Origin of the sequence: Paraburkholderia ribeironis, from assembly GCF_900019265.1 — a bacterium.
Lineage (GTDB): Bacteria > Pseudomonadota > Gammaproteobacteria > Burkholderiales > Burkholderiaceae > Paraburkholderia > Paraburkholderia ribeironis.
Map to the genome: position 1 here is coordinate 14434 of NZ_CYGX02000057.1, position 24521 is coordinate 38954.

21 protein-coding genes are annotated in these 24521 nt (G+C 63.6%); 7 read left to right on the plus strand and 14 right to left on the minus strand.

Annotated elements, in window-relative coordinates; all coding sequences use genetic code 11:
- Positions 1–10: 10 nt before the first annotated feature.
- The 3 genes from BN2475_RS24005 to BN2475_RS24015 all read right to left on the minus strand — a co-directional run bounded on the left by BN2475_RS24005 (position 11) and on the right by BN2475_RS24015 (position 5378).
- On the minus strand, positions 11–1234 hold the full coding sequence (locus BN2475_RS24005; protein WP_094781974.1) for an efflux RND transporter periplasmic adaptor subunit: 1224 nt from the start codon (positions 1232–1234) through the stop codon (positions 11–13).
- A gap of 60 nt (positions 1235–1294) precedes the next feature.
- A complete protein-coding gene (locus BN2475_RS24010) occupies positions 1295–4534 on the minus strand; it encodes an efflux RND transporter permease subunit (protein ID WP_094781975.1) in 3240 nt (1079 codons plus the stop codon).
- A 409-nt stretch (positions 4535–4943) separates the two neighbouring features.
- Positions 4944–5378 (minus strand): VOC family protein, encoded by a 435-nt coding sequence (locus tag BN2475_RS24015; RefSeq protein WP_094781976.1) that lies wholly within the window; start codon positions 5376–5378, stop codon positions 4944–4946.
- A 180-nt stretch (positions 5379–5558) separates the two neighbouring features.
- On the opposite strand from BN2475_RS24015, the gene BN2475_RS24020 reads away from it, so the two are divergent.
- The 3 genes from BN2475_RS24020 (at position 5559) to BN2475_RS24030 (ending at position 7797) form a co-directional block, all read left to right on the plus strand.
- Positions 5559–6434 (plus strand): LysR family transcriptional regulator, encoded by an 876-nt coding sequence (locus BN2475_RS24020; RefSeq protein WP_094781977.1) that lies wholly within the window; start codon positions 5559–5561, stop codon positions 6432–6434.
- 299 nt (positions 6435–6733) lie between these two features.
- Complete coding sequence (locus tag BN2475_RS24025; RefSeq protein ID WP_094782006.1) at positions 6734–7372, plus strand: LysE family translocator; 639 nt, start codon at positions 6734–6736, stop codon at positions 7370–7372.
- A 65-nt stretch (positions 7373–7437) separates the two neighbouring features.
- On the plus strand, positions 7438–7797 hold the full coding sequence (locus tag BN2475_RS24030) for a hypothetical protein (protein WP_094781978.1): 360 nt from the start codon (positions 7438–7440) through the stop codon (positions 7795–7797).
- Between the two features lie 76 nt (positions 7798–7873).
- Here the strand turns inward: BN2475_RS24030 and BN2475_RS24035 are convergent, their stop codons facing one another.
- The 9 genes from BN2475_RS24035 to BN2475_RS24075 all read right to left on the minus strand — a co-directional run bounded on the left by BN2475_RS24035 (position 7874) and on the right by BN2475_RS24075 (position 19012).
- Positions 7874–9586, minus strand: coding sequence for a SulP family inorganic anion transporter (locus BN2475_RS24035; RefSeq protein ID WP_094781979.1), 1713 nt, complete (start codon positions 9584–9586; stop codon positions 7874–7876).
- Between the two features lie 580 nt (positions 9587–10166).
- Entirely contained in the window at positions 10167–11222 is a 1056-nt protein-coding gene (locus BN2475_RS24040) for a LacI family DNA-binding transcriptional regulator (protein WP_094782007.1), read from the minus strand.
- A gap of 46 nt (positions 11223–11268) precedes the next feature.
- Positions 11269–12501 (minus strand): ABC transporter ATP-binding protein, encoded by a 1233-nt coding sequence (locus BN2475_RS24045; RefSeq protein ID WP_425435563.1) that lies wholly within the window; start codon positions 12499–12501, stop codon positions 11269–11271.
- A 3-nt stretch (positions 12502–12504) separates the two neighbouring features.
- On the minus strand, positions 12505–13422 hold the full coding sequence (locus BN2475_RS24050; protein ID WP_094781980.1) for a carbohydrate ABC transporter permease: 918 nt from the start codon (positions 13420–13422) through the stop codon (positions 12505–12507).
- On the minus strand, positions 13422–14363 hold the full coding sequence (locus tag BN2475_RS24055; protein ID WP_094781981.1) for a carbohydrate ABC transporter permease: 942 nt from the start codon (positions 14361–14363) through the stop codon (positions 13422–13424). Before BN2475_RS24055 ends, BN2475_RS24050 begins: the two co-directional genes overlap by 1 nt.
- A gap of 9 nt (positions 14364–14372) precedes the next feature.
- Positions 14373–15611 carry an ABC transporter substrate-binding protein gene (locus BN2475_RS24060; protein ID WP_094781982.1) on the minus strand — a complete coding sequence of 413 codons (1239 nt, stop codon included), beginning with the start codon at positions 15609–15611 and terminating at the stop codon, positions 14373–14375.
- Between the two features lie 73 nt (positions 15612–15684).
- The gene (locus BN2475_RS24065) at positions 15685–17100 is read right to left on the minus strand and encodes a GH1 family beta-glucosidase (RefSeq protein ID WP_094781983.1); all 1416 of its coding nucleotides are present in this window, start codon (positions 17098–17100) and stop codon (positions 15685–15687) included.
- Between the two features lie 331 nt (positions 17101–17431).
- Complete coding sequence (locus tag BN2475_RS24070; RefSeq protein WP_094782009.1) at positions 17432–18646, minus strand: DUF2252 domain-containing protein; 1215 nt, start codon at positions 18644–18646, stop codon at positions 17432–17434.
- 174 nt (positions 18647–18820) lie between these two features.
- Positions 18821–19012 carry a hypothetical protein gene (locus BN2475_RS24075; protein WP_094781984.1) on the minus strand — a complete coding sequence of 64 codons (192 nt, stop codon included), beginning with the start codon at positions 19010–19012 and terminating at the stop codon, positions 18821–18823.
- Positions 19013–19152: 140 nt separating this feature from the next.
- On the opposite strand from BN2475_RS24075, the gene BN2475_RS24080 reads away from it, so the two are divergent.
- Positions 19153–20481 (plus strand): class I SAM-dependent methyltransferase, encoded by a 1329-nt coding sequence (locus tag BN2475_RS24080; protein ID WP_094781985.1) that lies wholly within the window; start codon positions 19153–19155, stop codon positions 20479–20481.
- 85 nt (positions 20482–20566) lie between these two features.
- Here BN2475_RS24080 and BN2475_RS24085 read toward each other — a convergent pair whose 3' ends face one another.
- Together BN2475_RS24085 and BN2475_RS24090 are read right to left on the minus strand one after the other, a co-directional pair.
- Complete coding sequence (locus BN2475_RS24085; RefSeq protein ID WP_094782010.1) at positions 20567–21073, minus strand: universal stress protein; 507 nt, start codon at positions 21071–21073, stop codon at positions 20567–20569.
- A gap of 236 nt (positions 21074–21309) precedes the next feature.
- The gene (locus BN2475_RS24090; RefSeq protein ID WP_094781986.1) at positions 21310–23085 is read right to left on the minus strand and encodes a chloride channel protein; all 1776 of its coding nucleotides are present in this window, start codon (positions 23083–23085) and stop codon (positions 21310–21312) included.
- 291 nt (positions 23086–23376) lie between these two features.
- Here BN2475_RS24090 and BN2475_RS24095 point away from each other — a divergent pair, with 291 nt between their 5' ends.
- From BN2475_RS24095 to BN2475_RS34345, 3 genes are all read left to right on the plus strand, one after another.
- Complete coding sequence (locus tag BN2475_RS24095; protein ID WP_094781987.1) at positions 23377–23562, plus strand: hypothetical protein; 186 nt, start codon at positions 23377–23379, stop codon at positions 23560–23562.
- A 60-nt stretch (positions 23563–23622) separates the two neighbouring features.
- The gene (locus BN2475_RS24100) at positions 23623–24072 is read left to right on the plus strand and encodes a universal stress protein (protein WP_094782011.1); all 450 of its coding nucleotides are present in this window, start codon (positions 23623–23625) and stop codon (positions 24070–24072) included.
- An 85-nt stretch (positions 24073–24157) separates the two neighbouring features.
- Positions 24158–24304: a hypothetical protein gene (locus BN2475_RS34345; protein WP_159444604.1), complete on the plus strand. Its 147-nt coding sequence runs from the start codon at positions 24158–24160 to the stop codon at positions 24302–24304.
- Positions 24305–24521: the final 217 nt, after the last annotated feature.

Here is a 24521-nt window from a genome sequence, read left to right on the forward strand (position 1 = left end):
CCCGCGCACTTCACGACGCCCCCTTGCCGTTTTTCTGCGGCTGCATGATCTGCACATGATCGCCGTCGGCAATCGAATCGCTCGGGTTGATGATGATCCTGTCGTTCGCGTCGATGCCGCTTTCGATTTCGAGCGTCTGCCCGAGGTCCTGCGCGATCACGATCTTGCGCAACTGCACGTTGCCCTTCGCATCGACCACCGCGAGACGCGGACCTTCGGCGCGAAACAGCAGCGCATTGCCCGGCACCATCAACTGCGCGTGGACCGCCGCCGGCACCGCGACCTGCACGTATGCGCCGGGCCGCAGCTTGTCGTCGGGATTGGGCAACGTCACTTCGATCTGCAGCGAGCGGGTCGGCACGTCGATCGCGCCGGAGATGTGCGTGACCGTGCCGTGGAACTGCTGGCCCGGCAGTTCGGCCTGCGTGACCACCACCTTCTGCCCGATCGACACGTTTTGCGCGTACGCCTGCGGCAATTGCACATAGACGCGCAGCGGGTCCGACTGCGCGAGCGCGAACAGCGCGCGGCTCGTGCCGCTGCCCGCGTCGATCAGATCGCCCACATCGACGTTGCGCTGCGTGACCACGCCCGCGAACGGTGCGACGATCCGCTTGAACGACTCGAGCTGCTGCAGGCGCTTGACGTTCGCATCGGCGGCGGCGAGGTTGGCGACGTCCTGCGTGTAGGTGCTTTGCCGCTCGTCGAGTTCCTGCTGCGAGACCGCATCGCGTTGGCGCAATTGCTGCCAGCGCTCCAGCGAGCTCTTGGCGAGCCCGAGGCTCGAACTGGTTTGCTGGCGCTGCGCAAGAGCCTGCGCGAGCTCCTGATCGATTTCAGGCGTGTCGAGTTCGGCAAGCAGTTGGCCCTGCTTCACGCGTGCGCCGATATCCGCGTACCAGTGCAGCAGATAACCGGTCGAGCGCGCGTAGATCGGTGACTCCACGTTGCCGCGCAAGGTGCCCGGCAGCAGCGTGCTGCCGCCGCCTTCGGCCTGCGCCGGACTTACCACGTCCACATACTGGGTCGCATTTTGCCGGGTCGTTGCCTCGACCGAACGGTTTTGCAGGACGTTCGCAATCACCGTGCGCAACGCGCCGAGCGCGAGCAGCGCCAGCACGATCCAGATGGCGATCTTCGCGCGCTTCCATTCGCGGTGGCGCGACGGCAATACGTGTCCCGCTTCAGTTTCTCGCGAGGGAATCGCCAGCGATGCATGAGTTTTTTCGGTCATCTTTTAACCATCTCAATCAGCTATCTCAGTCAGCTATCTCAGTCAGCCGTCAGTTAACTTTTACGCGGGCTTGCCGGCGCCGTCGTGCTCTGGCGCCGAGCCATCGTTGCCGCCTTCGTTTCCGTCGCCATGGCGAGCCGATGGGTCTGAGTCGTCATTGCGGTGGCGACGCGCAAGCCAGCTATGAATGCCCGCGAACACGAGCGGCACGAAAAACAATGTGGATACCGTGGCGAACAGCAGACCGCCGATCACCGCACGGCCGAGCGGCGCATTCTGCTCGGCGCCTTCGCCAAGACCGAGCGCCATCGGAATCATGCCGATGATCATCGCGAACGCGGTCATCAGCACCGGCCGGATCCGGCTCGCGCCGGCTTCGAGCGCGGCGGTGAGCGGCGGCGCACCGGCGGAGAGCCGCTGGCGCGCGAACGACACCATCAGAATGCTGTTGGCCGCGGCAACACCCATTGTCATGATTGCGCCGGTCAGGGCCGGCACGCTCAGATGCGTGCCGGTCAGGAACAGTATCCACACGATGCCCGCGAGCGCCGCCGGCAACGCGCTGACGATGATCAGCGGATCGACCCACGACTGGAAATTCACCACGATCAGCAGATACACCAGCACGATGGCCATCGCCACGCCGATGCCGAGCCCGAAGAACGAACTGCGCATGGTCTGCACCTGGCCGCGCACGGTGATCTGACTGCCGCGCGGCAGCGACGCCCGCACGTTGTTCACGAGCTTGTCGACCTGATTCGCGACGCTGCCCAGGTCGCGCTTCTCGACGCTCACATACAGATCGATCACCGGCCTGATGTTGTAATGCGTGACTTGCGCGAACTGGGTGTGCGGCGAGACCCGCACCAGGTTGCCGAGCAGTTGCGTCGGCCCGGTTGCCGAGCCCGACACCGGCGTGCGCAACAGTTCGTCGATCGACGACACCTGATACTGCGGCGTCTGCACCGCGACGTTGTATTCGACGCCGTTGCGGTTGTTGAACCAGAATCCGGGCGAAGTCTGCGAGCTGCCCGACAACGAAATCAGCACGTTCTGCGCGACGTTGGCCGCACTGAGGTTGAGTTGCTGCAGGCGCGTGCGGTCCATCTGCAGGTTGATCGCCGGTTCGTCGAGCTTCTGCTGGATGTGCGTGTCGACGGTGCCGGGAATCAGCCGCACCTCTTTGAGCAACTTGCGCGCGATGTCGAAGTTGCCCTGCTGATCCGCGCCGGAGATCTGCACGTCAACCGCGGCGGGCAAGCCGAAGTTAAGAATCTGCGTGACGATGTCGGCCGACTGGAAGAAAAACTCGACGCCCGGAAAACGCTGCGGCAGGATCGCGCGCAACTTGTCCATGTACATCTGCGTCGGCTGATGGCCTTCGTTCAGCGCGACCTGGATCTCGCCGTCGAGCGTGCCGATCGTGCCCGCGTTGCTGTACGAGAGGTTGATGCCGCTATACGGCAAGCCGAGGTTGTCGAGGATCGTGCCGAGTTCCTTCGGCGGCACCACCTCGCGGATCACCTTCTCCACCTGATCGGCGAGCCGCGCGGTTTCCTCGATGCGCGTGCCGGTCGGCGCACGCATGTGCAGACGGATGTCGCCCGCGTCGACGCTCGGGAAGAAGTCTTCGCCGAGCACGAAGACCAGCCCCATCGACACGATGCAGAAGCCGAGGAACAGACTGCCGAACATCCCGCGGCGCACCAGCAGGCTGCTCAGAATCATGATGTACGTGGAGCGCATGCGCTCGAAGCCGCTATCGAAGCGCCGGTAGAGGCGCGTGAAGAGACTCGGCCTGGCACCCTCCTTCGGCTTGTGCGCGTGGCCCATCAGCAGCATCGCCAGCGTCGGCACCAGGGTGCGCGACAGAATGTACGACGCGAGCATCGCGAACACCACCGCCTCGGCAAGCGGCACGAACAGGTAGCGCGCGACGCCGGTCAGAAAGAACATCGGCACGAACACGATACAGATGCACAGCGTCGACACGAGTGCCGGAATCGCGATTTCCCCCGCGCCGTCGAGAATCGCATCGTGCAGATTGGTGCCCAGATGCAGATGCCGTTCGATGTTTTCAATCGTCACCGTCGCATCGTCGACCAGAATCCCGACCGCCAGTGCGAGACCGCCGAGCGTCATGATGTTGATGGTCTGCCCGAGCGCATGCAGCGCGATCAGCGAGGACAGAATCGACAGCGGAATCGAGATCGCGATGATGCAGGTGCTGCGCCAGTTGCCGAGAAACAGCAGGATCATCGCGGCGGTCAGCGCGGCCGCCACCAGCGCCTCGCGCACCACGCCCTGCACGGCCGCTTTCACGAACACCGACTGATCGAACAGCGCGGTGATGTTCAGATCCGGTGGCAACGCGGCACGTGCGCCCGGCAAAAGCCCTTTGAGCGTATTCACGATCGACAGCGTCGACGCGCTGCCGTTCTTCAGCACCGATATCAGCACACCGCGATGGCCGTTCTGCCGCACGATATTGGTTTGAGGCGAGAAGCCGTCCCGCACGTGCGCGACCTCACGCAGGTAGGTAGTCGCGCCATTGAGCGTGCGCACCGGAATATCGTTGAGTCCTTCGACCGTGGCCGGCGAGCCGTTCATGTTGATCGTGTATTCCTTCGGCCCGATCTTGGCCGTACCGGTCGGCAGGATCAGGTTTTGCGCGTTGAACGCGCTGACCACGTCGGACGGTGTCAGGCCTTTGGCGAGCAATGCGCGCGTGTCGAGGTCGACCGAGATCAGCCGCGACTTGCCGCCGTATGGATACGGTACGGCCGCGCCCGGAATCGTCACGAGCTGCGGACGCAGGAAGTTCAGCGCAGTGTCGTTGAGCGCCTGCTCCGAGAGCTTCGGGCTCGACAGGCCGAGCTGGATCACCGGAATGCTCGATGCCGAGTAGCTGATCACCAGAGGCGGCGTGGCCCCCGGCGGCATCTGCTTGAGCTGCGCCTGTTCGACGGCCACGGTCTGCGCGATCGCCGTCTGGATGTTCGCGTTCGGCTGCAGGAACACCTTCAGGATCGTGATGCCCGCAAGCGATTGCGATTCGATGTGCTCAATATCGTTGACCGTGGTGGTCAGACTGCGCTCGTTGACCGACGTGATGCGGTTGGCCATGTCTTCGGCCGACAAGCCCGTATACGTCCAGATGATGCTGACCACCGGAATATTGATTTCCGGCAGCACGTCGACCGGCGTGGTGAACAGCACGAACGGCGTCGCCAGCACGATCAGAATGGCCATCACGATGAACGTGTATGCCCGCTTAAGCGCTACGTTGACGATCCACATTGAAACGCGCCCGAGAGAATACAGGTAAGGAGAGATGGAAGGAGATGGCTGAATCAGCGCTCATGCTAGAACGCTGGCACCAACGCCTGCATGGCGTGAAAATGGCGGCTTTGTCAGGAAGCTTTATGTAAGCCGGCGCGGCCATTCAGACTCGCGACGGATTGGCGATAAGCAAACGTTTGTTGAAGTCAGATACGCGCTGTTGAGCGCGCGTTGGTTTGCATGACGCGCGGCGACTTCGGGAAATAAACTGAAACATTGCGCCTGAATCGATCTGCGTGAAGCAACTTGCTTCACGTGGCACATCGTATGAAAAAAGGCCGGTCGACCTTGAGGATCGACCGGCCTTTTACCTGGGCCGAAGCATGTAGCGAAGCACCGCGTGCTTTGCAATACGTTTCGCAATAGGCTATTTGGCGAATAGCGACGACATATCCGCAAAGGCCTTGAATTCGAGTGCGTTGCCCGACGGGTCGAGGAAGAACATCGTCGCCTGCTCGCCGACTTCGCCCTTGAAGCGCACATGCGGCTCGATGATGAACTCGATGCCCGCTTGCTGCAGCTTGTCGGCTGCGGCCTGCCATTGCGCCATCGATAGCACCACGCCGAAGTGACGGACCGGCACCGCATCGCCGTCGACCTTGCTGGTGTGACGGTGGCCGACCTCGTCGGGCGCGAGGTGCGCAACGATCTGGTGGCCGTAGAAGTTGAAGTCGATCCACGCCTCCGAGCTGCGCCCTTCGGGACAGCCCAGCAATTCGCCGTAGAACGCACGCGCCGCAGCGAGGCTATGAACAGGGAACGCCAGATGGAATGGCGGCAAAACGTTTTCGGCAACGCTCATGATGGGGACACTCGCTGACTGGAAAGGGGATTGACGTGATCGACGTGGCGGCGCATAGGACGCATGGGACGCATAGCTAGCCCATGAGCCGTACGCGTGGGGCCAAGTTTAACCATGATTAAAAATGGTGGAAAACGATATATATTTGACCTGACCAACACGAAAATCGATCAATCGACCATGCTCGACGAACTCAGGACCTTCATTGCCGTCAGCCAGTACGGCACGTTTTCCGGCGCGGGCGCGCGCATCGGCCTGACGCAATCGGCAGTGAGCGCGCAGATGCAACGGCTCGAAGAAGAGCTTGGCTTCGCGCTGTTCGACCGCACCGGCCGCTCCGCCACGCTCAACGACGCGGGCCGCGAAACACTGGCGCTCGCCGAGGAAATGATGACGCTCTACGCGCGGCTTTCCGAACGCGGCGCAACTGCGGCGCAGAGCGGCATGCTGCGGGTCGGCGCGATTGCGTCCGCGCAAGTGTCGTTGCTGGCTGACGCGCTGGCCCGCTTTCGCGACGACCGGCCCGGCTGGCGGATTCGCGTGATACCCGGCGTGTCGCTGGGCCTGCTCGGGCAAGTGGATTCCGGCGAACTCGACCTGGCGGTCATCATCAAGCCGCCGTTCGCGCTGCCGTCCGAACTCGAATGGCGCACGCTCATCAGCGAGCCATTCGTGCTGCTCGCGTCGAAGAAGCTCACGCGCAGCCAGCGTTCATGGCGCGAGTTGCTCAGGAGCGAGCCGTTCATCCGGTATGACCGCGCGTCGTTCGGCGGCCGGCTGGTCGATCGTTTTCTGCGGCGCTCGCGCCTGAACGTGCGCGACGTGATCGAGCTGGACGAATTGCAGGCGATCGTGCAACTGGTCGCACGCGGTATCGGCGTCGCGCTGATTCCGAATACGGCGGGGCTCGGCAAGTGGCCCGCCGGCGTCGCCGCGCTCGAACTCGGCGACGCGACGTTTCAACGCGAGATCGGACTCGTGCAGCGTCCGCGGCATAGCCGGCAAGCGGTGGTGGACGCGCTGGCCGATTGCATCGGCGCGGCAGCGGGCGGGTGAGCTGACGCCGGGGTTGGCAACTTATTTGGCGGCTGATTTGGCGGCTGATTTGGCGGCTGATTTGGCGGCTGATTCGGCGGCTGATTCGGCAACTGATTTGACAACTGAGTTGCCAACCGCGCTACCGCACCAACGACGATTGTGCTGTTGCGCGAACTATCAACTGTATCTGTGAGATTCGCGCGGCGGCGCGCAGAATCGTCGCTCGCGCATCGTCTCGCATTGCGCGTTCGATCCGTATTGTTCGCGACACGCTCTTCATGCGTCGCGTGGACCCGCCAGCCACCGAGTTCCCGACCATGATCGTCACCCCCTTCGTCACCGCCGATGTCCTGATCGCCTACAGCGCCTACTTCGTCGGCACGGCGAGCCCCGGTCCCAGCAATCTCGCCATCATGTCGCTGGCGATGAGCGCGGGCCGCCGCTCCGCGCGGGCCTTCGCACTCGGCGTGATGTCGGGTTCGTTCTCGTGGGCGTTGCTGGCGTCGCTCGGTTTGTCGGCGGTGCTCGCGAGCTATTCGGAATGTCTGGTCGCGATCAGGATCGCGGGCGGCCTGTATCTGCTGTGGCTCGGCTTCAAATCCGCGCGCTCCGCCTTCAACGCCGGCATGCTGCCCGCCAGCACCGCGCGGCCGAACGAGCCGTTCAAGCGCCTCTATCTGCGCGGCCTGCTGCTGCATCTCACCAATCCGAAAGCAGTGCTGGTCTGGCTGTCGATCGTCTCGCTGGCGATGTCGCCAGCGGGCGGCACGCCGCATGTGCTGCCGGTGGTGCTCGGCTGCATGGTGATCGGCGCCGCGGTGTTCAGCAGCTACGCGGTGCTGTTTTCGACCGCATCAGCGCGGCGCATCTACGTTGCGATGCGGCGCTGGCTCGACGGCTCGCTCGCGATCATGTTCGGGATTGCCGGCATCAAGCTGCTCACATCGAGAAGCTAGGATCGACACGCGCCGCCGCTCTGCGATACTGTCGCCGTGACGATCGAGGCGAACTGGCGAACACGATGAGCGGCAACCATGAGATGAACCCGGCAGCGCGGCGTGCGCCGTTGCAAAAGCGGCTGTATCTGGCGGGTACGGCGGTGCTGCTCGCCGGATTGATCGCGGCGGCGCTCATCTATGCGAGCGCTGCGCCGCCGGACCGCGCGGCCGCGATGTACGGCATCGTCGATCCACGCTATCAGATCGAATTGCAGCGGATCGGCGGCAATGCGGCGGTGTTGATGGCGCAGCTTCATCAATGGTTCGACGGCCTTTGGCACGGCACCGCGCTTGCGTATACCGTGGCCGTGCTGGCGATCGCGCTTGCCGGCGGCTGTTTTTTGGTCGGCTATTTTTTCGCCGACGACGAAGCGCCACACTAGCCCTGCCACCGCACCGGCACCGGCACCGGCACGGGCACCGCCACCGCACCCGCCACCGCACCCGCACCGCGCTGCGCTACGACGCGTCCTTCACATGCGCGTGCGGCTTCTCGATGCCCGCCGCACGCAGCGCCTCGTGCATCGTGCCGAAGATGCAACGCGTTTCAACAATGGGCGTAATCCCGTGCCGGTCCATATCCGAGCGCAGATAGGGGGTCACACGTGCGAACAGGACTTCGATGCCGCGCCGCTTGAGCGCGGCGCACAGCTCGCCCACCGAGCGCGACGCCGAGTAATCGAGGTCGGTGATCGCGCTCGCGTCGATCACGAACCAGCGCACCGCGCTTGGCGCCTCAGCGATCATGCGGCGGGCGTCCGCGGCGAAGAAATGGTCGTTCGCGTAGAACAGATCCGCGCCGAACCGGTAGACGATCAGCCCCGGCGCGGTCTGGACGCCGGGCACGGCGGGCACCGGCACCCACACGCCGTCCTGGCCGGGCGCGAGAATCATCGTGTGCGGCCGGTAACTGTGCCGCACATGACGCAGCAGCGATAACGCCACCGCCACCAGGATGCCATGCTCGACGCCGATCAGCACCACCGCGGCCGCGGTGAACACGGCCAGCGCGAATTCGCCGGGGCTTTCACGGCGCATCGCAATGAGCGTCCTCAGATCGATCAGGCCGATCGCGATCGTGAGCACGATGCTGGCCAGAATGCAGTGCGGCAGGTACTGCAAATAGCGGCTGAAAAACAGCAGCACCACGACCACCAGCACCGCGAACACGAGCTGCGCGAACTGGCTGCGCGTGCCGGCGCGATCGGCCATCGCGGTCTGCGTCGGACTGCCGTTGACCACGAACGCGCCCGAGAACGCCGCCGCCGCGTTGGCCGCGGCGATACCGAGCAGGTCGGCATTGGTATCGACGGATTCCTGATAACGCTCGGCGAACACACGACTCGCGGCAGCACTTTGCGCGACGATCATCACGAAGCAGGAAGCAGCGACCGGCAGTAGATCGAGGAACTGCTGCCACGTCACCGACGGCATCGCCAGCGGCGGCAGTCCGCCCGCGACGGGCCCCAGCACGGCGATCCCGCGTGCTGCGAAACCATAGACGTTGCTCGCCGCGATACCCGCGACGACGGCGATCAACGGCATCGGCGCGCGGGGCAGAAAGCGCTTGCACCCGAGAACCGCGACGACGACCACCAGCGAAATGGCGAGCGTCGGCGCATTGAACTGCGCGGCCCCGCGCACCACCAGCGTCAGCTGGTCGATGCTGCGCGCGGCGTGTCCGGGTACGCCGACCATGTCGCCCAGCATCGCGATTCCGACTTGCACGCCGACGCCGGCCAGAAAGCCGACCAGCACGGTGCGCGACAGGAAGTCGGCAAGAAAGCCCAGCTTGAAAATGCGCGCGATCAGTAGCAACGCAGCGGTGAGCAACGCGACCATCGCGGCGAGCGACGCATACTCGGCGCTCGACGCTGGCGCCATCGTGGAGAGCCGGCTCGCGAAGATGGTGGCGGTAGCGGAATCGGCGGCCACGACCAGGTGCCGCGACGCGCCGAACAGCGCAAACGCGATAAGCGGCAGAAAGACAGTGTAGAGCCCCGTGACGGCGGGCATGCCGGCGATGCGTGCGTAGCCGAGCACTTGCGGAATATCCATCGATGCAAGCTGCACGCCGGCCAGCGCATCGCGCGCCGCGGCGGCACGGTCCAAAGGAAGCACGCCCTTCAGCACGCCGGCGCGTGCCGTGATATTCGCCAGAAAATCTCGCATACGCGATGCCGCCCCAAAATTAGCTTTATCGCGCATCGTGCCGCGACTCGGCACGCTAAGGCAAGACTAGACGAATCAGCGGTCAGAGCGATGGCCACACGCTAACAACAGAAACACCGACAAAAACGGGTACCGTGCGCGACCGGGCCAAGGACACCCGACTCGGAATTCAGCGCCTGAACTGCCCTGTCTTCGGATCCACATGCCGCGCAAAACCGAACAGCGCGACGATGCAAATCGGACAGACAACAAAAAACACGGCCAACATCACACACCCCGTAACAAATTGTTACCGGCAAGTTTAAGCGAATCGCAAGTGAATTGAATGGGGGAAAACGGCAAAGCCCTGTTGCCAACGATTACAACTTTTTTAACAGCACCTCAGGCGGGAAAGATAAAAAACTTCGCATGTAATCCGCCAAACAGCGCGGAAAGCCTCATTCAGCAAGACGCTCGGACTGCTTTGCTTGCGCGCTGGCGCCGGCCTGTCGAGGTCGGCGCCGCTCGACGTCAGGTACGGGATTAGATTAATTCTTCAAGCCGCTCGACGCGCGCTGAGGAGGCTTCGGCCTCCCAGCCGCTACGAAGCGCGGCCCAACCGATCCTCCGTGACGGGCAAAGCCGCCACGGTCGGCACCGGCCCCACCGACTTGCGCATCGTCACGCTCACCGGAAACTCGCGGAAGATCTCCCACGTGGTCCCGTAGCACTGGTTGAGAAGCCAGCGCACCGCATTCTGCGTAAGCTCGGCGGTCGGAATATGCACTGACGTCAGCCCCGGCGCCACATACGCCGCCGAATAATCGTCGTCGTAGCCGATCACGGAAATCTCGTCCGGCACGGCAATGCCCAGCTGGTGGAAGCGCGCGAGCACGCTCACCGCCATCGTGTCGTTCGCGCAGAAGAGGCCGGTCGCGCGCCGCTTCAGATCGATTAGCTTCTGCGCGGCAGCATAGCCGCCTTCTGGCGAGAAGTCCGATTCGATCAGCGCGACCTGCTCGCGCGCAATGCCGTCACGCGCCAACTCGGCGAAGAAGCCTTCGAGCCGGATCAGATTGTCCGACGCGGTGAACGGCCCTGAAATCACCGCGATGTCCCGATGCCCGTAATCGAGCAGCGTGCGCGCCGCCAGTTCGCCGCCACGCCAGTGATCGGCGCAGAACGACGCCTGCGGCAACTGCTCGAACGCGCGGTTGAGGAACACCATCTTCGGATGCATGCCGTGCAGCATGATCAGGTCTTCGTCGTGCAGATCGTGACTGATCACGACCACGCCGTCGCAATCGCGGTCGATCAGAAAGCGCACCGCCTCGATCGCCTGCTCGCGCGGCGACACTTCTCCGCAGCCGGTCGCCACCACGACGTGACGACCCACCGCGCGCAGTTCGGTGTCGGTCTGCTTGAGAATCGTGCCGTAGTAGGAGCCAAAAAACGTCGGCACGAAAATGCCGATGATGCCGAGCGACTGCGTCGCCATGGCCCGCCCGATCGACGACGGACGAAAATTGAGGGCCTCGATCGCCGCCTGCACGCGGGCGGCGGCGTCGGCTGAGATCGGTCCTTTACCGGAAATGGCCCGTGACGCAGTCGACATGCCCACGCCAGCCAGGGCCGCGACATCCTTCAGTGTTGCCACGCAGTTCTCCGTCAAGCCATTTCATTCCAACGACGCCCTGCCCGCACTATAAACGCGCGCCGCCCGCGTCGTCGAACAGGGAGACATGCGCGGCGTCGAACGAAAACGCGACGGTATCGCCAATCGCCACCGGCGTCCTCGTCTGGTCGATCGACGCGACCTGTTCGCCATGATAGTCGAGCCAGATGATGCGGTGGTTACCCATCGGCTCAACTAGCGAAACGTTTGCGCGCTCGCTGAGCCCCTCGCCGATCCGCACGTCTTCGGCGCGCACGCCGAGCACGCACGGCTGCCCGTGCGGCGCCGCGTTCCGGAACGGGTACGCCGAGACGTCGAGCCGTCCGTACGCGGTGCAAAAGTCGATCGAACCGCCGCGCTCTTCCAGCGTGCCCTTGAGCAGATTCATCGCGGGCGTGCCGAGAAAGGTCGCCACGAACAGATTGTCGGGGCGCGCGTAGACTTCGGCAGGCGTGCCGAACTGCTGGATCACGCCGCCGCGCATCACCGCCATGCGCGTGGCGAGCGTCATCGCCTCGACCTGATCGTGCGTCACGTAGATCATCGTTGCGCCGAGGCGCTGATGCAGTTGCTTGAGTTCGCGGCGCAGCTCGGTGCGCAGCTTGGCGTCGAGATTCGACAGCGGTTCGTCGAACAGGAACACGTCGGCTTCGCGCACGATCGCGCGGCCGATCGCCACGCGCTGCCGCTGCCCGCCCGACAGTTGCGACGGCTTGCGCTTGAGCAGCGGCCCGAGCTGCAGCATCTCGGATGCGCGTGCCACGCGCCGCGCGATCTCCGCCTTTGGCGTACCATTGATACGCAGTGCGAACGACAGATTTCGCTCCACACTCATGGTCGGATACAGCGCATACGACTGGAACACCAGCGCGATGCGACGGTCTTTCGGGTCGGCCCAGGTCATGTCTTCGCCGCCGATCTCGATGCTGCCGTCGCTGACGTCGATCAGTCCGGCGATGCTGTGCAGCAACGTGGATTTGCCGCAGCCCGACGGGCCGAGCAGCACGACGAACTCGCCGGCCTGAACGTCGAGATCGAGGTTCTCTATCACCGTATTCGCGCCGAGGCGAATGGTCAGATCGCGCACCGCCACGTTGGCCGGATGCGTGAGATCCGCCGCGTCGGCGACGCGGGGCACGCTCGCGGCGTCAGGCACACCGGCTACTTCAGCCAGCCCGGCTGCCGGATCGGCCGCCACGTTTGCCGCCACGTTTGCAGCCACATTCGCTGCCGCATTCGTCAAATTAGCCATGTTTGCCATGCCTTATCCTTTGACGGCGCCGGACGCAATGCCGCGCACGAACCAGCGCCCGGAGATGAAGTAGACCGCGAGCGGCACCATCGAAGTCAGAATGGTCGCCGCCATGTTGACGTTATAGAGCCGCTCGCCAGTCGTCGTGTTGATGATGTTGTTCAGTTGCACCGTCATCGGCAGGTTCCGTGTGCCGGCAAACACGAGGCCGAGAATGAAGTCATTCCAGATGTTCGTCACCTGCATGATGAGCGCCACCACGATGATCGGCGTGGACATCGGCAGCATCAGCTGCAGGAAGATGCGCCAGAAGCCGCCGCCGTCGATGCGCGCCGCCTTGAACAGCTCCTGCGGAATCGACACGTAGTAGTTGCGAAACAGCAGCGTCATCACCGGCATGCCGAAGATCGTGTGAATCACCACGATGCCCGGCAGCGAACTGAACAGATGCACGCTCGCCAGCACCCGCACGAGCGGATAGACCATCACCTGGATCGGAATGAACGCGCCCATCAGCAGCACGCCGAACAGCAGACCCGCGCCGCGCGGCCGCCAGAACGACAACGCGTAGCCGTTCACCGCGCCGATCATGATCGACAGGATCGTGCTCGGCACGACGATGCGCACCGAGTTCCAGAAGCCGACCCGTATGCCGTTGCATTCGAGCCCGGTGCATGCGGATTGCCACGCGGCGCTCCACGCGTCGAGTGTGAAGTGCGCGGGGAAAGCCAGCAGATTGCCGAGCCGGATCTCGCTCATCGGCTTGACCGACGTGACCAGCATCACATACAGCGGCAGCAGGAAAAACAGCGCCGCCGTGAACAGAAACGCGTAGACGCCGACGCGTGCCGGCGTGAATGCCGAGCGCCGCCGTTGCGGGTGCGCCCGGCTCGGCGTGCCGCCTTTGAGCGGCGGACTGAGCGTGCTCATCACACCTCCTTGCGCAATGCCGCGCGGCTGCGCGCATAGAAAATCGGCGCGAGTATCGCCAGCACCGTCGCCAGCAGCACGATCGACGCCGCCGACGCGAGGCCGATGTTGGCCCGCCCGAACAGATAGTCCATGATGAATTTGGCCGGCACTTCACTCGCGGTACCGGGGCCGCCTTGCGTCATCGCGACCACCGCGTCGTAGAGCTTCACGACCATCACGAACAGCAGCACGAACGCGGTGGACGTCGACGGCCCGAGCATCGGCACGACGATGCTCGCATACACGCGCCAACGCGGAATACCGTCGATGCGCGCGGCCTTCCACAGTTCCTCGTCGATGCCGCGCAAGCCCGCGAGCAGCAGCGCCATCACCAGACCCGAGGCCTGCCACACCGTGGCGATGACGATCGTGTAGATCACCCAGTCCTGATCGATGATCCAGTCGAAGCGCGCATGCTCGAAGCCGAGCCTGTGCAGCACCGCCTGCGCGCCGAGTTGCGGATTCAGAATCCATTGCCAGACGAGCCCGGTCGCGACGAACGACATCGCGTACGGATAGAGAAACACCGTGCGCAGCGCGCCTTCCGCGACCACGCGTTGATCGATGAAGATCGCCAGCAGCAAGCCGATCACCATGCACGCGACAATGAAGCACGCGCCGTAGATCACGATGTTTTGCAGCGACAGCAACCAGCGGTCGTTGTTGAAAAGCCGCACGTATTGCGTGAAGCCCGCGAAGTCGTCGGAAGGAAACGTGCGGGAATTGCTGAGCGATACACGCGCGGTCCAGAACATCGTGCCCACATACGCGAACACGACGGTCAGGACCATCGGCAGCAGCGCCAGCCACGCCGCGATGGAAAAACGCCTTTTAAGCGGCTTGTGCCGGGGCGTGCCGCCGGTCCTGGAACCGGCGGCTGGCAGCTTGAGCGCGTGCATCGCCGCCCCCTAGCCCTTCAGCGCACTGGCAAACGCTTTCTGCGCGTCGTCGATCGACTGGTTCTTGTTCCAGAAGTTCGTCACGACGTCGGTCAGCGCGCCTTGCGTGTCGGGCGACAGCAGCATTTCCGGATTCGGCAACTGACGCGACTTGTCCTTCATGATCGCAATGCCCTCCTTCGCGCAGACGTCGAGGGCGCTCGCGTCCACGTCGGGACGAATCGGAATCGAGCCTTTCTTCGCGCTGAACGCGACTTGCGCGGACGGCGAGGTCATCACCGTGGCGAGCAGGTTCTGCGCCTTGATCGCGTTGGCATTGTCGGTCTTCGGGAACACGAACACATCGCCCGCGACCAGATACGGCGAATGCGGACCGAAACCGGGGAAGCAGCCGAAGTCCTTACCCGCGCTCTGGCTGGCCGCCGAGAACTCGCCCTTGGCCCAGTCGCCCATGATCTGCACGCCCGCCTTGCCCGAGATCACGAGCGCGGTGGCGTCGTTCCAGTTGCGCCCAGGCGAGCCGGGATCGACGAAATCGTGCAGACGCTTGAACGAAGTCAGCACCTTCTTGAACGCATCCGACTTCACCGCGTTCACGTCGTGATCGCGGTACACCTTCAGGTATAGATCGGGACCGCCCACGTCGGCGAACACCGCGTCGAACGTGATCTTCTCCTGCCACGGCTGGCCGCCGAACGCGAGCGGAATCACGCCTGCGCTCTTGAGCTTGCCGAGATCGGCGATGAACTCGTCGTAGTTCTTCGGCTCGGTGGTGATGCCGGCTTTCTGGAACACCGGCTTCGAATAGAAGAACCAGGCCGGCATGTGAATGTCGACCGGCGCCGCGTAGAAATGGCCCTTCACCTTGATGCTGTCGACGATCGACGGCGGGAAGATGCTGTTCCAGTTCTCCTTCGCGGCGACGTCGTCAACGTTGTTCAGCAGGCCCTGATCGATCAGGTCGTGAAACTGTTTGGACGTATTGAATTGCGCAGCGGTGGGTGGATCACCGCCGACAATCCGGTTAATCGCGGTGGCGCGCGCCTGGTCGCCGCCCGCCACCGCGTTGTCGACCCATTGCCCCCCGGCTTTGTCATAGGCATCGGCAAACTGGCGAATCGCGGCCGATTCGCCGCCCGAGGTCCACCAGTGAATCACGTTAGCCTTCAGGGGCTCCGCATGCGCGACGACGCCATACAACGCGAGTGCCGCAACCACGCCTCGCAAGGCCATTCTGCTGCTGTTCATTCCGTCTCCTCCGGGCTCGGCGGCCCGTGTATCAAGTCGAAATACTAACCAGCTCCACCCTTTTATTGACCTGCTATGACGCTTGCGCTTTGCGCTCTTTTAAGAATTTGGCCAGCAACTCCGCGCTGCGTTTGAGCGTGCGCTGCTGCGTGGTGTAATCAATATGCACGATACCGAAGCGCCGTTCGTAACCGAACGCCCACTCGAAGTTATCCATCAGCGACCACACGAAGTAGCCGCGAATATTCACGCCCGCCTTGATCGCCTGATCGACCGCCGCGAGATGGCGCTTGAGATATGAAATGCGCTGGGTATCGTCCACCTTGCCGTCGGTCACCTGGTCGTTCGACGCCATGCCGTTTTCGGTGATGTAGATCGGCGGTAAATTTGCGTAGTTCTCCTTGAAACCGGTCAGCAGATCGCGCAAGCCGTCCGGATACACCTCCCAGCCCATCTGCGTGCGCTCGACGCCTTCGAGCGGCACGTCCGTGAAGCCGTGCGCGCCGTCGGACGCGACATTGGTGCGGAAATAGTAGTTGATGCCGAGGAAGTCCAGCGGCGCAGAAATGGTCCGCATATCGCCGTCGAGCACGAGTGGCTCGGCGCCCGGCCACAACTCGAACAACGCCTGCGGATATTCGCCCTTGAACAGCGGATCGAGAATCCACGCGTTGTGCTGAACCTCGAATAGTTGCGCCGCGCGCTGATCGGCAGCGCTGTTGCTGTTGGCCGTGCCGCGGCCCACGTTGGCGACGATGCCCTTTTGCGAAGCCGGATCGTTGGCGCGCAGCGCCGGCACCGCCAGGCCATGCCCGAGCAGCAGATGATGCAGCGCCTGCGTCGCGAAGCGCTCGTTCGCCAGACCCGGTGCGTGGTGGCCGTTGCCGTAGCCGAGATAGGCCGAACACCACGGCTCGTTGAGCGTCGCCCACGCGTCCACCGTGCCGGCCAGTTCGCGACTCATCAGGTCGGCGTAATCGGCGAAACGGTAGGCGGTGTCGCGGTTGAGCCAGCCACCGCGATCTTCCAGATGTTGCGGCAAGTCCCAGTGATACAGCGTGACGAAGGTCGTGATGCCCTTCTCTTTCAGACGGGTCAGCAGGCGCTTGTAGAAGTCGAGCCCTTTGCGGTTCGGCACGCCCGCGGCGTCCATCACGCGCGGCCATGCGATCGAGAGCCGATAGCCTTGGAAGCCGAGCCCCGCCAGCATATCGATGTCCGCTTCCCAGCGATGATAGTGATCGCACGCCACCGCGCCGGTGTCGCCCGCCAGCACCTTGCCGGGCGTCGCGGAAAAGGTGTCCCAGATGGATGACAGGCGGCCGTCTTCGTGCACCGCGCCTTCGATCTGATACGCGGCCGTAGCGACGCCGAGCAGAAAGTCCTCCCGCCATAGCGACGAGTCGGCAGGCGGCGTGAAGGGATCGGCGAGCGAACCGGGGGAATTGGGGGAGTGTGCGTCGAGGACTACGGACGTGTCGTTTGCCACGGATTCTCCTACGCTGAGGTATTGAACCGGTACGGCGGAAGCCGTCGCGACACCCGGTGGAACGCTCGGGTGGAAGCGCTTCCATACAGACGAGCAAACAATAGCAGCGGCCGATTGCCGGCAGCAATCGGGGTTTGTCTGGAGCGGGGTTGGCATCGTGCACTACGTGATGTAGCGCGCATTCGGCGTGCTTCGCATCATGCGTATCCGGCGTGCACCACCGGGTCGTTGCGCCGCGTTTCGGACCCCTGACAGCATGTGCGAATGGATGCCCGTGCGGGATACCGCGTGCCGTGCGATGCTCACGCGGCGCCACACCTCGGCGCAGGTCTCAGCCTTTGGCCGGCAACCCGAACGCGCCTTGATCGTAGGCTTCGCAATACGCTTTCCAGTCGGCTGCCACCTGTGCCTCGCAGCGCGTCGCGAGATCGATCAACGGCAACTGCCAGTCCTTGCGATTGCCGAATGCAATCAGGTCGTCGGCAATCGACGATTGCTGTCGGCCACTGCTGCGCAGATGCGCCCACGCGCTCAATTCGGCCATGCTGTTGACCACTTCCTCGAGCCGTGGCAGCTTGCCGTTCCAGTCGCTCAACGCGACTCGATCTTCTGAAGGCTGCAGGCCGCGCAACACGTAGGAGCGCTGATTGAAATCGACCGCATGCAGAAACGCCTGCGAGACGGCCTGATTGCGCCGCTGCACTTCAACGACGCGCTGCGCCTGCGTGGACCACTCAGGCTGCGGCGTGCGCAAATGCGGCGCGACCGACGACGGCAGCGCCTCTTTCAGATCGATCAGATAATTGCCGTTCGGCGAACCCTTGCCTTCCACGAGGATCACATAACGATCCACACCGAGGCTGCCGGTGCCGGCAATTCGCCGCGCCACGTCGAGGATGCGATAGAAGTCGGGATTGGGTTCGCCCGCCGCGAACTGCTGCATGAACTTCGCAACGGCCGCGCGCTGCTCGTCGCTCACCGGCAGTGCCTTCTTGCCGTCCGTTTTCAGCACACGGGTCTTGCCTTTGAGGACGGTACGCCGATCCAGATGCGCCACACGCGTGCGGCTCGCCAGTTGGTCGAACAGATCGCGCACCATGCCGATCGCCGTTTCCGCCTCGATCCAGCGCGACTTGCCGACCGCGAGCGCGGCAGCGTATGCATCTACCGCAGTGTGGCAGAGCGCCAGCGCCTGCGCGCGGCTCAGCTTGAGGTCGGCCGCGCCGACCAGCACGCTCGTCAGCAAGCGCACCAGTTCGTAGAGCGCCGGTGCGAGACATGCTTCGTCGAAATCGTTGTTGTCGAAGTAGATCAGGCGATTGTCGGCCTTGTAGCTGCCGAAATTTTCCAGGTGCAAGTCGCCGCAAATCCACACCGGTGGCGCATCGTCGAGCACCTTGTCGCGCGGCAGACGTTCGTAGAAAAGATGGCAGGTGCCGCGCAGGAACACGAACGGCGAAGTACGCATGGCGCTGTATTTCATCGCGAGCCGTTCGGGATCGCGGCCGGCGTTGAAATCGGCGATGATCTTCTCGACGTCGGGCATGTGCGTTCCTTTGAATGAGTGGCACGGAATGGCTCGATGCTGGCGCAGCGAATCCACGAGCGCATCAAGGCTGGGCAGCTTCACGCGAATCGCGCCGCTTTGCGCACTGTCAATATCGGCGATCAGCGTGAACGACAGCGACACCACCAGCGACACGACGCGCTCTCCGTCACGCTACCGCGTGGCGCCCGTCGTCAGATAGTAACGTCTATCGGCGCTCATGTAGCGACCGAACCCGCATGCTGCGACCGAACCCTGCGTGCGCACGTCGAGCGTCTGTAGCGCGGCGAGCCGCGAACTCGCGGACGGTTTAATATTGATCGTGCACCATGCCGACAGGTCGTACTCCGAAGCGGTATGATCCACATATGTCACGTCATGATGTATAGGCAGAAGATCGCTTCTTCCGGGTGCGGGACATGGGAAATTGCAAAACGACTCGCCAAGGCACGGCTTGGTCGTCCCCTGCCCGAGCACTGGGACACTGCCTGTAGGAGATAGCTGCCATGACACTATCCAACCTTCTGCGGCAACCCGTCGAGCAGCGGCTTGCCAGGCTGCCGCTGCCCTGCTCGATCAGCCTTCCTGACGGCCAGCGCATCGGCGCGGCGCAGCCGCGGCTGTCGTTCGTCATCCGCGATATGCGCGCGCTGCTGCATCTGAAGCAAGGCGCGATTGGCCGGCTGGCGGAAGACTACGTGGAAGGCAGGCTCGAGATCGAAGGCGACCTGCACGACCTGATGGCGAGCGCGCCCGCGCTGCTCAGCCGCGAACCCACCGAGGAAGCGCATAACTGGCTGATGCGCCGCGGCAATCGCATCCGCCGCGCGGTCTGGGAGCACACGCATCACAGCCGCGCGGCCGACGCGAAGCAGATCCAGCACCACTACGACGTGTCCGACGACTTCTACGCACTCTGGCTCGATCCCTTGCGCGTGTATTCGTGCGCGTATTTTTCAACGCCCGACCTGTCGCTGGCCGAAGCACAGCAGGCCAAGCTCGACCACATTTGCAGAAAACTGCTGCTGCGTCCAGGCGAGCGCTTTCTCGACGTGGGCGCTGGCTGGGGAGCGCTGCTGCTGTGGGCCGCCGAGCACTACGGGGTGGCCGCGACCGGCATCACGCTGTCGCGCAACCAGCACGCCTATGTCAACCAGCTCATCGAGCAGAAAGGATTGCAGGAGCGCGTGCGCATGCTGCTGCAGGACTACCGCGACGTCGACGAGTCGCACGCCTTCGACAAGATAGCTTCCGTGGGCATGTGCGAACACGTCGGCCGCCCCAACCTGCCTCGCTACTTCGCGAAGATGCATCGTCTTCTCAGACCGGGCGGCCTGATGATGAACCACAGCATTACGGCTGGCGGCGCCGATAACCCGCAACTCGACAGCGGCCTGGGTGAGTTCATCGAGCGATATATTTTCCCGGGTGGTCAACTCGTGCACGTGAGCGTGGTGATGGCCGCGATGGCTCACGGCGGCCTGGAACCGGTGGATGCCGAGTGTCTGCGCCCGCATTACGCGCGCACGCTCTGGCATTGGGTCGATGCGCTCGAGGCTCATCTCGAGGAGGCGCGCCGGATACTCGGTGAGGACGCCGAAAAGATCATCCGCGCGTACCGGCTTTATCTGGCGGGGTCGGCGATGGGCTTCGAACGGGGCTGGACCTCGCTGTTCCAGATTCTGGCAGCGCGGCCGGCTGACATGACCGCACGCCACGATCACTACACCGATCATCTGGGCGTCGCGCGAGGCGGGTATCCGTTCAATCGCACGTACATGTACGAGCAAAATTCAGTCGCCGCAGCGGCGGACCATCGCACGACAACGCACTGACATCGACGGTCCATGGACGCGACCGTTGCCCGATCCGGCGCTGAGCGATTCGCGCGCAACGGATGCATCGACGTGCCGCGCCGACCTACGAATGTTCGACTGGCGGAGCGGTCCCGACGTTGTCCGACGCGCCGGCGATGGCTGGGTCCGCAGCGACCTCGGGCCCCATCGTCACCAGTACGCTGCAACTGACGCGGTCCAGCAACAGGCCATCGCTCCTGCCGGCCCACCAGCGCGCGAGCCGGCTTGTACGACGATGTCCCACGACGATCAGATCGACCTTCAGGTCGTTGGCGAAAAACGGAATCTGCTCCAGCGGATCGCCGACGGCGAAGTGCCCGGTTGCCTGGATGCCGCGTGCCGCAAGCTTCTTCAAACCCTCCTGCAGCAGATCTTTGGCCGAGTCGTTGATGACATCGACTGGGACCGCGGACATGACATCGGCCCCTTGCACCCAGGCAGAGTGGTTAAGCACGGACAGTACGTGCACTTGCGCGTGGAGTTCTTCCGCGAGACAGGCGCCGTCTTTCAGCGCATGCTGCCCTTCGCGAGTCCCGTCGTAACACAGAAGAATACGGTTGAAGGTCGACATGGCACCCCCTTGCGCGCCTTCACGGCAACGCGGCATGGTTACAAACGACCGGCAACCACTCCGCCGCGAACAGCCGCGCTGCAACATGGCCATCTGGCACTGCTCTATTATATATCGCTTTATGACATATATCGGGCTGACGCGTTGATGCGATGCGCCACGATATGGCGATGCAGGCTGCAAAAAGCGCCCGGCCATCAGGCACCCGGTGCAGGCGTATTTCAGCGCCGCGACGTCTAATCACCAGCACGAGCCGGGTGCTTGACGCGAGCTGGCAAAACGTGCCGGAACCGCTCTCGCTCGCGCTCCTCACTGAAAATGGACAGCGACGGTTTGACCAGATCGTGGCGCGAGACGATGCCGACCAGTTGATAGCCGGCTTCGTCCGCGACGACCGGCACGCGATCCAGCCCGCGCGCCGCAAGACGCGCGGCGACATGGCGGCAGGTCTCGCCAGGCAGCGCGATCTCCGGGCGCTCGCCGGTGTACAGATCGCCGACCCGCGCTGCCGCGCGGCCGGCATCGAGCGCGGCGCTCACCGATCGGCGGTCCATCATGCCGATCAGCTCGCCGCGGCGCACGACCGGGAACGCGCGGTGTATCTGCCCGGGACCGAAATGCTGCTCGAGCGTGTCCGCGACGCTGGCGTCGGCGTCGATCGTCTGGACCGCTCGCGTCATCACTTCATCGACGTGATGGCGCTCGAGTGGATCGATGCCGTATTCGCGGTAGATGTGATAGCCGCGCCGCGCGATCTTCTCCGTCAGGATCGACCGGCGCATGAACAGCACCGTAAAACCATACGAAACGGCGGCGGCGGTCAGAAGCGGCAGCAACGCATTGGCGTCGTGCGTCAATTCGAATGCGAATACCACGGCCATGATCGGTGCGCGCATCATGCCGCCGAGCGCGGCCGCCATGAAAACCAGCGGCCAGACCGCGGGATCGCCACCGGGCATCAGTGGACCGAGCACCGCGCCAACGCCGGCGCCCATCATCAGCAACGGTGCGAGCACCCCACCGGAGGTGCCGGACGCCAGCGCGATCACCCAGATCACCGCCTTGACCAGCACGATCGCGAGGACCACGCCGACGGCGAGATGATTCATCAGCAGATCGCCGATCACGTCATAGCCGACGCCGAGCGCGCGGGGCTGAAAATAGCCGCCGATGCCGACCGCGAGGCCGCCGAGCGCGGGCCACCACATCCAGTGCAACGGTAGCCGCGCGAACGCGTCCTCGACCTTGTACAGCCAGTTCGACAACGCCCACGACAGCGCCCCGGTGATCAGCCCCGCCACCGCGCACGAAGCGAGTCCGAGCGCTCCGAGCGGCAGCGTCTGCAGCGGAAAAAGCGGGCCGCTCGCCAGCAGCAACGGCCGCGAGAAACCCGCCACCGCGCACGCAACCGCAACCGGCAACAGACTGCGCGGCCGCAACTCGAAGAGCAGGAGTTCCACCGCTAGCAGCACGGCTGCAACCGGCGTGCCGAACACCGCCGTCATCCCGGCGACCGCACCCGCCACCAGCAGCGTTTTGCGCTCGCCGCTCGACAGATGGAAAAACTGCGCGATCAACGAGCCGAGCGCGCCGCCTGTCATGATGATCGGCCCCTCGGCACCGAACGGGCCGCCGCTGCCGATCGCGATCGCCGAAGCGAGCGGCTTGAGCACCGCCACTTTCGGCGACATCCTGCTCTTGCCGAACAGGATCGCCTCGATGGCTTCGGGAATGCCGTGCCCGCGAATCTGCTCCGAGCCGAAACGTGCAATCAGTCCGACGATCAGCCCGCCAATCACCGGCATCGCGATGACCCACAGGCCCAGCGTGTGGCCCGCGGGCGAGCGGTCCGCGACCGACAGCGTCTGAAAGAAGAACGCGTTCGTGAAGAAGCGGATCAGATGAAGCAGAAAATCGGCGGCGACCGTACTCAGGATGCCGACAACCGCCGCAATCGCGGTGATCCGTAAAAGTCGCGTATCGGTGGCGAAGTCGCCCTTCGATGAATTCATGTGTACTGGGCTCCCGCCGTCAGTGGAGAAACACGATCAAGTGCCGGCCGCACCGCATGCCGGCATCGCGGCAGCCGTCGTTCGACTACATGCCGATATTGCATCATTTTGTGATGTAATAGCGCAATCTGCAACCGACACGGTACCGACCTCGCATAAAGACGGCACCATGCTGGGCATGAAGCGCCGCCGCCCCCATTTAGATCACAATGTGATATATAATAGACCGCAAAGCGATCGTAAGGGTATGCGAAGCGACGCGACGGCGATCGCACCATGCAGGGGGTTCACATGGTCATCGGCAATGATTTTGAAATCGGCTATTTGCTAGTTGCCTTTGCGCTGCTCGGCATCATTCTGATTGGCGGTCTGCTCGATACGCTGCATCTCCACAAACTGCACCCGCGGTTGCTTGGCGCAACGGTCGGCGCGCTGCTGGGATTCGCGCTGATCGAAGCCGTGCCGCTCTTTACCTGAGCGCGTGGCGCTTCGCAGTTGGCGCACCTCGCGCCATCCGCCGTCGACGTGGAAGCACCAATGCTGGCTCCGTTCTCGCGCATTCTGCTGTGTTATGACGGCACACCGGAAGGACAACGGGCGTTGCGCTGCGGCGCGATGCTTGCGCGGCAGTTGCAGGCCGAAACGCATCTGCTGTCCGTGCTGGATACGACCTGCTGGTCGACCGGATTCGGCGTACTGGCGTCGATGAATTTCGAAGTGGACAAACGCGAGGCGGAAAGGACGCTCGACGAAGGTATCGACAAGTTGCGCGCGTGGGGCGTCGTCGCAACCGGTCATCTGGCGGTAGGCGGCGCGGTGGAAAACATCGCACGCTTCGCTCGCTTACTCCATCCTGATCTGATCGTCGTGGGCCATCAGACGCAAGGTATTTTCGCCCGATGGTGGACGGGTGAAAATCACGCAACTCTTCTGGACCGTGTGTCGTGCCGCGTGCTGTTCGAGGTGGTGGACCCGCCCGCCGATTGATCGCGGCTCATCGAAAAAGCAGGAACAGTGCGTTGCATGGGTATGCCGCCGCGCATCGACGCACGTCATGATGCTGGAGGCAACCATGATGGACTTTCTTGTGCAATTGACAGTCGCGCTCGTGCTACTCGCAGCAGTGGTGCTGACGGCCGCAAGGCCCGAGCGCCGGGACAGTCTGCATGAACGGATGCTTCACGCCGGCACGCGCCGGCATTGGTGGAACCGTCATTGAATCAGGCATTGAGTCCGGCATTGAGTCCGGCGTGCGATGCGGTGGCGCTCGGCGGCGGCAACCCGGCACCTATGCGGCCACACCCATGCGGCCAGTGAGCCGATCATCGCCAAGGGCTTGCGCGTTGCGCTACGCGTCGGGCCACAGAAAGAAAATATGTGACTCGTCTCCCTTGGAACTGACGGGTGCAGCGTTTGCAGGATGTCCCACGTGCCAA